The organism is Alteromonas sp. 5NW40-0090 (genome assembly GCF_057552975.1).
The window spans coordinates 158,938-171,852 of sequence record NZ_BAAJLT010000002.1 but is presented as its reverse complement, the minus strand read 5'-3'; the positions used below and the strand labels follow the sequence as shown (position 1 = coordinate 171,852).

The following is a 12,915-nucleotide window of genomic DNA, read 5'->3' as shown; positions in this document are numbered from 1 at the left end:
ATGGCGGGGCAGGACGAACAAATTACCCAAGCTCTAGAGGCGCAAGAAGAAGCCCTAGAAGCCATGGGTGAAGACGCCGGTTTGCCTGAAGAGGAGGCCGGCCCAAGACAGCTTTCTTTTAGCTTTGCAAAGCGCAATCAGGTATTGCTGGAAACTAATGAAACCCCTGCGGTTCTATATTTTACAGAGAATACACCGTTTGATGTGTTTGCCGAAGTACGTCGCTTCTACGGTGAGCCCTTTGTACCGAAAACCATACCCGCTGACGAATTTGAAAGTCTGCTAACCAGTGCGTTTCAGCGCGATAGTTCTGCAGCTAAACAGCTTATGGAAGACCTTGGCAACGAAAGTGATTTATTCGCCCTTGCTGAAGACTTGCCGGACACTGAAGACCTGTTAGACAGCGAAGACGATGCGCCCATTATTAAGCTTATCAACGCTATGTTGGGCGAAGCGATTAAAGAAGGTGCGTCGGATATTCACATCGAAACCTTCGAAAATCAGCTTGTGGTTCGCTTTCGCGTAGACGGTGTACTTCGTGAAATTTTGCGCCCTAACCGCAAACTGTCTTCCATGCTGGTATCGCGTATTAAAGTTATGGCGAAATTAGACATTGCCGAAAAACGCGTGCCTCAGGATGGCCGTATTACGCTTCGCATCGCTGGGCGAGCAGTTGACGTGCGTGTTTCGACCATGCCTTCAAGCCACGGCGAGCGTGTGGTATTGCGTCTACTGGATAAAAACAATGCGCGCTTAAATCTAGAAGATTTAGGCATGACGCTGCAAAACCGCAATCACTTTTCATCTCTTATTCGAAAACCTCACGGCATTATTTTGGTTACCGGCCCAACGGGCTCAGGTAAAAGTACCACCTTGTACGCAGGGTTAACCGAAATAAACTCGCGAGACAGAAACATTTTAACCGTTGAAGATCCTATCGAATTTGACCTTCCTGGTATTGGACAAACGCAGGTTAACCCCCGTGTAGATATGACCTTCGCCCGCGGCCTTCGCGCTATTTTGCGTCAAGACCCCGATGTAGTCATGGTGGGTGAGATCCGCGATATCGAAACCGCGCAAATTGCTGTTCAAGCCAGTTTAACCGGTCACTTGGTACTTTCTACCCTGCATACCAATACGGCAGCGGGCGCGATTACCCGTTTAGAAGACATGGGCATTGAGCCATTCCTGCTTTCTTCGAGCTTATTGGCCGTACTATCACAGCGACTTGTGCGTACCCTGTGCTCAGATTGCAAAAAGCCCCATACGCCAGACGCTTCTGAACTTGAAGTGCTAGGTCAGGGCGCGACGAGCGAGACCACTATTTACAAACCCCATGGCTGCGCGGCGTGCAACCAAACGGGCTATCGTGGTCGTACCGGTATTCACGAGCTGTTATTAGTTGATGAAAAAGTACGAGAAATGATGCACGAAGGTGTCGGGGAACAAGCGATTGAACGTTATATCAGAACCTCTACCCCAAGCATCCGTGAAGATGGCTGCGGCAAGGTTTTAGCGGGTGAAACCTCTCTTGAAGAAGTGCTTCGAGTAACGAGGGAAGACTAAATGGCGGCATTCGCTTACAAAGCGGTTAATGCCCGCGGTAAGAATACAAATGGTGTACTTGAAGGCGATAATGCACGTCAGGTTCGCCAACAGCTGCGCGAAAAAGGTTTAATTCCCTTAGAGGTAGAGCAGGTCGCTGAGCGCGCGCAAAACGAAGGTAAAGGGTTTTCGTTTTCTTTATTTAAACCCCGTATTTCAGCGTCAGATTTAGCGCTGCTTACACGTCAGCTTGCTACCCTTGTGGAGTCGGCCCTTCCCGTTGAAGAAGCGCTACTTGCCGTTGCTGAACAGTGTGAAAAGCCCCGTCAGAAAAACATGATGATGGCGGTACGCAGTAAAGTGGTAGAAGGTCACGGACTTGCTGATGCGCTTGCACAGTTTCCCAGCGTTTTTGATGAGCTATACCGCGCTATGGTCGCAGCAGGGGAAAAATCAGGTCACCTTGATACCGTACTGAACCGCCTAGCCGACTACACAGAGCGCAGACAACAGACCCGCAGTCAAATTACACAAGCGATGATTTATCCGTCGTTAATGCTGTTTTTTGCAATGGGTATCGTGTTGCTATTGTTAACGGTTGTAGTGCCTAAAATTGTTGGGCAGTTCGACCACATGGGGCAAGACCTGCCGGGCATCACCCAATTCCTAATATCTGTAAGCACATGGCTACAAAATTACGGCTTGTTTATGCTTATTGGTATTGGCGTGCTTATCGTTATTATTCAGCGCGTGCTGCAGCAAAAGCACATGAAGCTACGCTACCACAGAGCGCTGTTAACCTTGCCTTTGATAGGCCGGGTGTCCCGCGGGCTTAACACCGCCCGTTTTGCACGCACCTTAAGTATTCTAAGTGCCAGCGCAGTGCCGCTACTTGAAGCTATGCGTATTTCAGGTGATGTACTGGAAAATCAGCATATTAAAAATCAAGTAGCCGAAGCCGCAGTCAACGTTAAAGAAGGCTCCAGTTTGCGCGCCGCGCTAGATAATACAAAAATGTTTCCACCAATGATGATGCATATGATTGCGTCAGGTGAAAAATCGGGAGAGCTACAGCAAATGCTAGCTCGCGCCGCAGATAATCAAGATAGGGAATTTGAAGCGCTTATTGGTGTCTCACTTAAGGTATTTGAACCCTTACTTATTGTATCGATGGCAGGCATTGTTCTGTTTATCGTTATGGCAATATTGCAACCAATTTTAGCATTGAACAACATGGTGAATATTTAATGAAAACACTTAATCGCAGCTCTGGTTTCAGTTTGATTGAAGTCATGGTCGTACTTCTAATCATCGGTATTATGGCATCTATGGTGGCACCGCAAATCTTGGGGAACCAAGAAGAAGCGCAGCTTAAAAAGGCGGCGGTAGACATCCAGCAAATGGAAAGTGCGCTTGAAATGTACAAGCTACGCAACAACCGTTTCCCAACCACAGAACAAGGTTTAGATGCGCTTGTTACAGCACCTACTATCGACCCTATTCCACGTAACTATCCTGAAGGCGGCTTTATCAAGCGTCTGCCTGAAGATCCATGGGGCAACCCATATGCGCTAATCAGCCCAGGAGAGCTTGGCGTGGTTGATATTTTCTCTAATGGTCCAGACGGCGAGCCGGGTACTGATGATGATATTGGTAACTGGAATATTAACGAATACCTGAACTAACTTATATGCGCTACCGCGGCAGTACATCGTTTCATAAAGCAGGCTTCACCCTATTAGAAGTCATGCTGGTACTGCTGCTTATGGGTTTGGCGGCAGGTTACGTTATGTTTAACGCCTTTGGCGCGAGTAAATCAGACCTGCTGAAAACCCAAGCGCAACGCCTACAGGTAATCGTTGATATGGCCAGCGATTTTGCGGTGTTAAATCAACAGCAGCTGGGCGTGCGCTTTGAAGCCGACAAAAACGAATACTTCTTCGTTTACTTAGACGACGATGATGAATGGCAGCGTATCGAGGGCGAAAAAACCTACGAGCCTTACACGTTACCTGAGCCTTTTACCTTCACTTTAAATTTAGACGACTTACCGTGGGACGTTGAAGATAGGCTCTTTGACAGAGAATTGTTCGACGAAAACCTAAGTGTCTCTGACGAAGGCGTAGAAATAGGTAACGAAGAAGAGAAAAAGCTGCCTCCACCGCAAGTGCTAATTATGTCGAGCGGCGAAATTACACCTTTTACCCTATCGTTTAATTATGAAGGTGATGACGGAGACGGCCCTGTCTATTACAGCTTACAAAACCAAGACTTGCCGCCTTTAGTGCTTGAAGGTCCCCTGGAGCGTCCATTATGAACGCGCCTAGTATGAGAACAAGCACGGTAAATTCATCTGGCAAAAGCATTGCGCCTAACAGACCCCATATCCAACGTGGTTTAACCCTACTCGAAGTTATGGTGGCACTGCTTATTTTCGCACTCACCGGCACTGCTGTACTCAAAGCTGCGGGAGAGCACCTATCAAGCGTTGGCCAAATTGAGTCTGTCACTTTTGCCAATTGGGTAGCGAGCAATCGCCTTAACCAGCTTCAGCTTGATACCACCTGGCCGCCAAAGAATAATTTAAAAGGCACGATGGAGATGGCGGATCGTACCTGGTACTGGCAACAAACCGTTGCGAAGACCAACGATAACGACTTACGCTCGGTAACCGTTTCAGTGGGCGAAGACGAAAGCTACGGCAGTTCAGTTACATCAGTAACCACTTTCGTGGCTAAACCGACGGCGGGAAATTAGCATGCAGCGCGGTTTTACGCTTATCGAAATACTGATTGCTATGGCCATATTCACCCTTATCGGACTGGCATCAACGGGTTTATTAACCACTGTTATCGACAGCAATGACATTTCAGAAGAGCGTTTTGCCAAGCTCCAATTGCTACAGCGTGCCATGATTACTATCGAGCGAGACCTCCAACAAGCCGTACCTCGCGCAGCAAGAGTTAATGGAGAAAAGCAAGACGTGGTCATGTCAGGCGGTAAAACCGACGACAGTGACGATGACGGCATTGGTTTTGTACGCGGAGGGTGGCATAACCCTCAGCTAATGTTGCCAAGAAGTACTCTACAATTTGTTGCCTACAGGCTCCAAGAAAACAAGTTAGAACGTCTTTACAGCAACTATGTGGATAATGTCATCGGCTATGAGCCAAAAGTACGTGTACTGTTAGAAGATATAGAAAGCCTGAAAATCGAATTTCTTGCCACAGCTAACAGCGGTTCGTTAGATGAAGACGAAGACCTGTCGTGGAGCGAGAGCTACAAAGGTACAGCACTGCCTCGCGCGGTGGCCATTGAGTTTATCAGTAAAGACTTCGGCAAAATTCGTAGGGAATTCACCTTAACCACGGGTGAATCGTCATAATGTCAAAAATTAAAACGCGTCGTTTAAAAAACCATGAGCACTCTGAGACTGTAAAGGGTACGCATCAACTGACTAGCCCACCGGCCAAACAAAAGGGTGTGGCACTGATGATTGTGCTGATGATTGTCGCTTTGGTTTCCGTATTAGCCACAGAAATGGGTACACGCTTGCAGCTTCAGGTGCAGCGTACGATGAACTTAAAAGACAACAATCAAGCCTACTGGTACGCCATGGGCGCAGAGGCCTTTGCGCGTAAGTCTATCCAGTCTTTGATTGAAGAAAGCCCGGATGTGATTTCTATAGATCAGCCTTGGGCACAAGAATTCAGCTATCCTTTAGAAAACGGTGGTTTAACCGCTAACTTAGACGATTTGCAGGCGTGTTTTAATTTAAACGCGATCACGTCTGGCAGTGCAGGAGGCACAGGCAGTAACAGCGGTACTGGCAGCAATGGGACGAGTAACACCACGGAAGCCATGGACGCTTTTCACACCATGTTGCTATCACTTAGCGTTGATGGACTAGATAACTACACCGCAGATACCTTACGCGACAGTTTAGCCGACTGGGTAGATGAAGATGACAGAATGCGTCCTTACGGTGCAGAAGACAGCGAATACGAGTCCAGAGAGTTTCCTTACCTTGCGGCTAACGGACCACTGGCATCAAAAAGTGAATTGCGTATTATTAACGGTGTATCACCACAATGGTTAGACGCGTTACTGCCATTAGTTTGCGTGATCCCGGATTACAATGAGTTGAAAATTAACGTCAACACATTAGAAGAAGAAGATGCACCATTACTTGCAGGCTTAACGGGCTTAGACATTCAGCAGGCCGCAAGTTTGATTAGCAGTCGCCCGCAAAACGGTTGGGACGAAATCAATGATTTTTTAAGCGAGCCCTCTATTCAAGCGCTTAATTTAACAAGCACTCGACAAGATTGGTTTGCGGTAAAAACTGAATATTTTATGTTGCACACAAAAACACAGTACAACAAAGCAACTTTTAAGCTTTCCACCGTGTTTCACGTTAATGCCGATACCGGTGTTAGTATTGTGAATCGCGAGTTTGGGGGAACCTATTGATGGAACAACTCTTGGTGCGTTTAGGCGCCAACCATACAGATCCAATTAGCTGGCTCGTTTATTCGCGAACAGAAGATGAAATTATTGCGTCAGGCGAACTGCCTAATGCCGACGCCTTATCGTCGCTTACTGAACGCGCAGGCCAACGTAGCGTCATTACGTTAGCACCCAGCAGCGAAATTTTACTCAAATGGGTTGAGCTGCCGCCGAAAGCTGGCCGCAAGATCATTTCTGCCATCCCATTTATGCTAGAAGACGAGCTTGCCACTGACATTAGCCAACAGTTTTTTGCAATAGGTCCCAAGCGAGGCGATGAGCAGGCCGTTGCTGTAGTTAGCCATGAAAAAATGCAACTGTGGCAGTCTTGGCTTAGTGAAGCAGGGTTATTCTGCGACACCATTATTCCTGATGTACTCGCAGTACCAGTAACCGAAAACGGTTGGTCAGTGCTTACGTTAGGTGAACAGCTTCTCGTTCGACAAGACACATTCAAAGGAGTGCAGGGCGAGGCAACTTGGTTGCTGCCAACTCTCGTCCATTTTACAGCACAACAAGAAAGCCCGATTACCATTACCAACTACGCAGGTATCGATTTAAGCAGTCTGCCGAACATTGAAGAAGCACAGGCACCACTTGAACTACCCATGCAAGTTTTGGCCAAAGAAGCCATGCAAAGCAGCTTTAACTTGTGCCAGGGTGAGTACAAGATAAAACGTAAACGCAGTGGTGTGCTAAGTCAATGGCGTGTAGCAGCGGTTTTAGCAGTGCTTGCGCTATGCACCAGCCTTATCGACAAAGGCGTTACCCTTTACCAACTTAAAGCGCAAAATCAGGCGTTAAGCGCTGAAATCAATACCGCGGTGAAAGCGGGCTTCCCCAATATTGGTACTTATCGTAACGTGCGGTTAAAGCTACAAAGTGAACTGGCTAAGTTAGAACAAGGTGGTGGCAGTGCTTCTATGCTTATTATGCTAGATCAGCTCGCTCCAGCTTTTTCGGCCACCGACGTTAAGCCGCAAACATTGCGCTTTGACGCCACCCGAACTGAAATTCGCATTCAGGCGCAGGGTAAAAACTTCGAAGCGCTAGAACAGTTTAAACGCACTGCGGAAGGCGCAGGCTTTGTAGTAGAGCAGGGCGCCATTAATAACAGAGACGACGGCGTTGTGGGGACAGTGTCAGTAAGGAGTGCCTTATGAACGCATTTTTAGAAAAGTACAAAGCGCTTACTGAACGGGAGCAGAAGCTGGTACTCATATCAGCTGTACTTTTGGTAATTGCCCTGTTTTATTTCGCCGTTTGGTCGCCGCTTAATTCTGCGTTGGACAAGCAAAAGCAACTTCTCGACAATCAGCAATCACTGTTGGTTTGGGTAAAAGACAGTGCAGCAAGAGCACAGCAATTGCGCCGCAGCAGCGGTGGAAAGCGTACTTTTTCTGGTTCGTTACCACAAGCGGTAAACCGCACTACCGCTCAACACGACATTGCTATTTCTCGGATGCAGCCACAGGGCGACGAGCTTCAGGTGTGGGTTGATCAGGCGCCGTTTAACAGTGTTTTAGAATGGCTCAAAGCCATGGAAGATATGGGCGTGATTATTCTTCAAGCGGATATTGCCGAGGCCGATGCGCCAGGCTATATCAAAATTCGCCGATTACAATTAGGTAAAGCATGAAGTCGAAAGTTAGTTGGATTATAGGCGGCGTTATTGCCTTCTTATTGTTTGCCATTGCCTACATGCCTGCTGTTCACGTTATTGGCCGCATTGCATTACCAAGCAATGTAGCCGTTAGCGGTGTTAGCGGAACTCTGTTTTCAGGTAAGGCCCAAATAGTGGTGGTTAATGGGCTGCCTATCAATAACGTAAAGTGGGAGTTAAGCCCGTTACACATGTTGATTGGGAATATTAAATTAGATCTAAAAGCAGGAAATATTCGCGATAAAAATGATATTGCCTTTGAAGGTCCTATTACTACCGGGCTTTTCAGCCAAGATACAATTAATACCGAGAACTTTACGCTGTACCTGCCTGTAGATAGAGTGCTTGCACAAGTTCGCTTACCCTTACCTGTAAACGCAGGCGGACGCTTTAAAGTGTCGCTGAATGATTTGACGTTCGGCCCTACATGCCAATCATTAGACGGCACGGGCGATTGGCTAAACGCAACGGTTGCTGGTACCCAAGGCCCTATCGATTTTGGCACCTACTCGGCGAAGCTGCGTTGTGAGGGCGATGACATTGGAATACTAGTAAACGAGCCAAACTTACTAAGCTTGTCGATGGATGCGGTTATCCCTGCTACGATGAAAAATATTCGTGTAAGTGGTAAATTTAAGCCTGACGACAGCTTACCGCAAGAAGTCCATCAGGCTGCACGCTTGTTTGGTACGCCGGATAGTAGCGGCTACATTGGGTTTCAAATTCCTCGAACCTAACTCGTCTAGGCCGAGAGCCTATCACGGCCGGACCTAATATTATAATTGGATTATTTCTAAGCAAAGGATTGTACAATGAACAAACCTCTTTTAGCTGGCGCTGGTGTTACTTTAGTTGCACTTGCCGTTGCTCCCTATTTTATTGGTACTAGCGTTCAAGAGAATGTTAACGCTGCAGTAAACGAAATTAACGAACAAGCTGTGTATTCAGCCGAAGTCCTTTCGTACGACAAAGGCTGGTTCTCAACGAAAGCAGAAGTCAAACTCGCTATCGATTTCCAAGCGCTTTTGAATGCGCAAAATGTCGACCAATCTGAAATGCCACTAGAAGAAAACCCTAGCATAACTGCTACGCTGGTTGCCCATCATGGCCCTGTTTACTTCGGTGACGGTGTTGGGGTAGGTCGTGTTCACTACACGGTATTTATTGATGGGGATGAATTAAGAGAATACGTTCAATGGGACGGTCAACAGCCATTATATACCAATGAAGGCGTTGTGGGCCTGCTTGGCAATTTAAGCTACGAAGATGTAATTCCGGCCCTTAGCGCAACCAACGAGGAAGAAGGTTTTACGCTGCTTTTCTCAGGTTATGCCGGTAAAGCTGTTCCTGAGGGCGACCAGACCTTTTATACCTCATCGGGTGAATCACTGAGCATAAATGCCGATGCCGTGTCGATGAAGATGTCTAACCTCTCTATGGATGTGACCTATGATGGCAGCATGATGGAAGCGTTTAAAGGCGAACTCTTTGAATCGAAAGTTAAAGCACTTATCGAAACTATGGAAATTACCGGTCTTGAAGCGCGAGAAACAGTACAGCTAGACAATATTGCGCTAATTACAGACACTGAAATTGATGAAGGCAGCAATACAGCGAATGTTTATGTAGAGTACGCCATTAAAAAGGTGGCAGGGCCCGAGTTAGAGGCTTCTGATATGGTTTTAGGCGTTGCCCTAAACAACTTAGACGTAGACTTTATCAAGGCTTATCAAGACTTTAGCAACACATCTCTAATGATCCCTTCAGAAGAAGTGCCGGCCAAGATGATGGAATTTATTGAGGCGAATCTGCTTACCCAGCTAAAAGCGGAGCCTGAACTTAACATAACGAAGCTTAAAGCAACATTGCCCGAGGGTTCGTTTAATGCACATGCAAACACTAAGCTAGTTGGCATTGATGCGCTGCCGGGCACAATGGAAGATGTGGCTTACTGGGTAACCCATTTGCTGGCCGATGCACAGATAACTGCCGACAAAGCATTTGCGCAAAGCGTTGCGTCTGGTTACATGATGGGGCAATTAATGGCAACACCCCAAGCGCAAAACATGACGGCAGAAGAGCTTGAAGCCGCAGTAGAGCAGCAAACACCAATGATATTGAGCACCTTTGCCCAGCAAGGCTTGATAAAAGAAACAGAGACGGGTTACGAGACAAAACTGGAACTTAAAGACGGCAAAGCCAGTGTAAATGGTACGCCTATTCCATTGCCTTTTGCCCCGCAATAGATTGTCGGGAAGTTATTTAAAAAACGCCAAATGCTGGTAATACTTAGCCAGAACTAAAAATGCAGAGCCTGACGCTCTGCATTTTTTATTACTTCATCTTTCCCACGTTCAACTCCGCCAATTAAAGCCCCTTGGACTAGACTGACGAGTCTTACGTTTCTTTTTAAAACTGAACCTAGTTCTCATCAAAAAGCGTGATATTCATCAATTCCTGCCCAGCGTAGGCACGCCCCTCAGCCACAACCGTAATAGCCTCCGTAAGCGCATCTAGACCCGGCTCGCTGCGTTTCATAATATGAGATAGCAAAATGCGTTTTGCTCTTGATTTCGCGGCGATATCGATTATTTGTGTCGGTGTCATATGCAGATTCTTCGCAACGCGCCCCGCGTTATCTTCAATTGCGTTGTGCAGTACTAAAAGGTCAGCGTTTTTAGCGAAGCGAGCAAGGTTTCCCTGTTCATCATTAGTATCACCAGAAAATACCGCTACACATCCGTTAGCCTTAATTTTCCACGCAAGTGTGGGGATGGGCCCGTGATTTACCGACATCGCTTCAACACTAATGCTATTATTCACATCGTATTCAAAAGGTTTCTCTAATGTGGCGTCTGCAACGCTTTTTGCCGATATGGTGTAGTCATCTTGGCCATGGATAGTGTAAGAAGACAGATATTTAAACGCGCCTTCCTCGCCAACTAGCGATGAGACATAAGCGTTGGTGGAAGGCATGGCGTCATTACCATCAGGCCCTATTACCCATAAATTTTTCTCGCGATTAGTGAAATATCCACCTTTCACAAAACTCGGCAAATCGGCACTGTGATCAGTATGTAGGTGAGAAAGCAAAATCGCATCAAGCGACTCAAATGACGCACCGGCAGCGCCGAACTGAACACTGCTGCCGCTGCCAGCATCTACCAAAACACGTGCTTTGTTATCTACCCAGACCAAATAGGCGCTCGACGTTCTTCCGTCATCCAATTCCGGTCCCCCTGAACCTAGCACCTGAACAGACACATTCTGGCAGGCCATAAATGCATTACTTTCACCGACACTTCCTTCTGAAATCGACGCTTGAGGAAATGATGGAGACAATGTTTGAATAAAAGGCGCCGATGAGGCTGGCGCTATTGCCGAGAACAGGAAAATAGACGTCGTTAAAAGCAGACTTACCCACGCGGTGGGTAGTTTACCTTGTTTCTTTGTGTGCACCTTTTGCCCTGTGCCCTTGCTTATAAAACTTAACTGCCTTTGTAAGACTTTCATCGCCATCATCCTAAACCGTTCCTTATCTTTTTATACCTTCATATCAAGATAAAAGACCGAACGGTGGCGTAAAAATGTTCAGGGAAACTGAGACGCGTCAAAGAGCGTGTTGATAGTAAAACGAGGAAATAAAAAACGAGCACATCGCGTGTGCTCGTTTTAAAACAATGATAATAAATATCTAGTGATTACTCAGCAGCACTTTCAGCTACCATAATGGTTTTAATATTCACAAATTCGCGCATACCATAACCACCGTGTTCACGGCCGTAGCCACTATCTTTAACACCACCAAAAGGCAGGTTTGGCTGTGCTAATGAATAACCGTTAATGTTCACCATACCAGTGTCGAATTCATCTTTCGCCAGTGCAATAGCTTTGTCCGTATCTGTACTAAAAATGCCGCCGCCTAAACCATAGCGTGAGTCGTTTGCGACTTCCATTGCCTGCTTGTCGTCACGGGCGCGGATTAATGACGCGACAGGACCAAATAGCTCATCGTCGTAAGCGGGCATGCCAGGCGATACATTTTCAAGCACAGTTACTGGATAGAAGTAACCGTCAGAATCTGGGATTTCTCCACCGAGAGACAGCGTAGCGCCGTTTTCTATCGATTTTTTCACTTGTTCGTGAAGTTCATCCCGTAAATCTTCTCTCGCCATGGGGCCAAGGTCAGTATTTTCATCCGTAGGGTCACCGACTTTAAGCTTCTTACACTGTGCCACGAACTTATCTCTAAATTCGTCATAGACGCTGTCGACAATAACAAAGCGTTTAGCGGCTACGCAGGTCTCGCCGTTATTGATAACGCGCCCTTGTATGCACATTTCTACAGCATGGTCGATGTCCGCATCTTCTAGCACGAGGAACGCATCATTACTGCCAAGCTCCATTACGGTTTTCTTCGATAAACTTGCTGCTTCTTTCGCAACTTGCTTACCTACTTCATCACTACCGGTGAAGGTAACACCGCGTACGTACTTATGTTTAATTAAATCACTGGCCGTACCGCCATCAATAAGCAACGACTGATACACATTTTTCGGGAAACCAGCATCTTCATACATTTGCTGGATAGCTTGTGCCATACCAAACACGTTTTTTGCGTGCTTCAGCACCGTAGTGTTACCCGCCATAATATTCGATACGCTGTAGCGGATAACCTGGTAAAGAGGAAAATTCCACGGTTGGATACCAAGAATAACGCCAATGGGTTGATAAGTAATGATCGCACGGCCACCCTCGAAAATGCGATGCTCGTCTTCTAGAATTGAAGCGCCATGCTCGGCCGTGTAGCGACATATTCCAGCGCATAGCTGCACCTCTTGCTTACCTTGTGCGGTCACTTTTCCCATTTCACGAGTCATGAGGCTAGCGAGATCGTCAATGCGTTCTTCCATTAAATCCGCAAGGTTATTGAATAAATCTGCGCGGGTTTCAAATGATGTACGGCGCCAGTTCAAATAAGCCTCTTGTGAGCGGGTTACCGCTTGTTCGGCATCCTCAGCTGACATCAAATGATAATGATCGATCTTTTCACCTGTAGCGGGGTTGTAGGTATTGATTGTCTCACTCATCGTCACTCTCCTTATTCCGTTTGGTCTGAAGGATTTGCAACTAAAAAGCCAATGTGCCAAATAAAATTTTATTTATTATTTTCAGATGCTTAGATAAAATTCCCTGTA

13 protein-coding genes are annotated in these 12,915 nt (G+C 46.7%); 11 read left to right on the top strand and 2 right to left on the bottom strand.

The features are described 5' to 3' along the window. From gspE to AC27KT_RS02805, 11 genes are all read left to right on the top strand, one after another. Complete coding sequence (gene gspE / locus AC27KT_RS02855; RefSeq protein ID WP_487127207.1) at positions 1-1,566, top strand: type II secretion system ATPase GspE; 1,566 nt, start codon at positions 1-3, stop codon at positions 1,564-1,566. Then, positions 1,567-2,793 (top strand): type II secretion system inner membrane protein GspF, encoded by a 1,227-nt coding sequence (gene gspF, locus AC27KT_RS02850; RefSeq protein WP_487127205.1) that lies wholly within the window; start codon positions 1,567-1,569, stop codon positions 2,791-2,793. Next, positions 2,793-3,230, top strand: coding sequence for a type II secretion system major pseudopilin GspG (gene gspG / locus AC27KT_RS02845; RefSeq protein WP_012520130.1), 438 nt, complete (start codon positions 2,793-2,795; stop codon positions 3,228-3,230). The genes gspF and gspG overlap by 1 nt, the downstream gene beginning before the upstream one ends. Before the next feature lie 5 nt (positions 3,231-3,235). Beyond that, on the top strand, positions 3,236-3,862 hold the full coding sequence (gene gspH / locus AC27KT_RS02840) for a type II secretion system minor pseudopilin GspH (protein WP_487127203.1): 627 nt from the start codon (positions 3,236-3,238) through the stop codon (positions 3,860-3,862). Between the two features lie 11 nt (positions 3,863-3,873). After that, the gene (gspI, locus tag AC27KT_RS02835; RefSeq protein WP_487127589.1) at positions 3,874-4,302 is read left to right on the top strand and encodes a type II secretion system minor pseudopilin GspI; all 429 of its coding nucleotides are present in this window, start codon (positions 3,874-3,876) and stop codon (positions 4,300-4,302) included. Between the two features lies 1 nt (position 4,303). Then, on the top strand, positions 4,304-4,930 hold the full coding sequence (gene gspJ, locus AC27KT_RS02830; protein WP_487127201.1) for a type II secretion system minor pseudopilin GspJ: 627 nt from the start codon (positions 4,304-4,306) through the stop codon (positions 4,928-4,930). After that, positions 4,930-6,018: a type II secretion system minor pseudopilin GspK gene (gene gspK, locus AC27KT_RS02825; RefSeq protein WP_487127199.1), complete on the top strand. Its 1,089-nt coding sequence runs from the start codon at positions 4,930-4,932 to the stop codon at positions 6,016-6,018. The genes gspJ and gspK overlap by 1 nt, the downstream gene beginning before the upstream one ends. After that, positions 6,018-7,217 (top strand): type II secretion system protein GspL, encoded by a 1,200-nt coding sequence (gene gspL, locus AC27KT_RS02820; RefSeq protein WP_487127197.1) that lies wholly within the window; start codon positions 6,018-6,020, stop codon positions 7,215-7,217. The genes gspK and gspL overlap by 1 nt, the downstream gene beginning before the upstream one ends. Continuing rightward, positions 7,214-7,693 (top strand): type II secretion system protein GspM, encoded by a 480-nt coding sequence (gspM, locus tag AC27KT_RS02815; protein ID WP_487127195.1) that lies wholly within the window; start codon positions 7,214-7,216, stop codon positions 7,691-7,693. The genes gspL and gspM overlap by 4 nt, the downstream gene beginning before the upstream one ends. Further along, positions 7,690-8,454 carry a type II secretion system protein N gene (locus AC27KT_RS02810; protein ID WP_487127193.1) on the top strand — a complete coding sequence of 255 codons (765 nt, stop codon included), beginning with the start codon at positions 7,690-7,692 and terminating at the stop codon, positions 8,452-8,454. Before gspM ends, AC27KT_RS02810 begins: the two co-directional genes overlap by 4 nt. Before the next feature lie 75 nt (positions 8,455-8,529). Continuing rightward, complete coding sequence (locus AC27KT_RS02805; RefSeq protein WP_487127191.1) at positions 8,530-9,963, top strand: YdgA family protein; 1,434 nt, start codon at positions 8,530-8,532, stop codon at positions 9,961-9,963. A gap of 175 nt (positions 9,964-10,138) precedes the next feature. Here the strand turns inward: AC27KT_RS02805 and AC27KT_RS02800 are convergent, their stop codons facing one another. Continuing rightward, positions 10,139-11,230 carry an MBL fold metallo-hydrolase gene (locus AC27KT_RS02800; RefSeq protein WP_487127189.1) on the bottom strand — a complete coding sequence of 364 codons (1,092 nt, stop codon included), beginning with the start codon at positions 11,228-11,230 and terminating at the stop codon, positions 10,139-10,141. Positions 11,231-11,418: 188 nt separating this feature from the next. Continuing rightward, positions 11,419-12,807 carry an NAD-dependent succinate-semialdehyde dehydrogenase gene (locus AC27KT_RS02795; RefSeq protein ID WP_487127187.1) on the bottom strand — a complete coding sequence of 463 codons (1,389 nt, stop codon included), beginning with the start codon at positions 12,805-12,807 and terminating at the stop codon, positions 11,419-11,421. Positions 12,808-12,915: the final 108 nt, after the last annotated feature.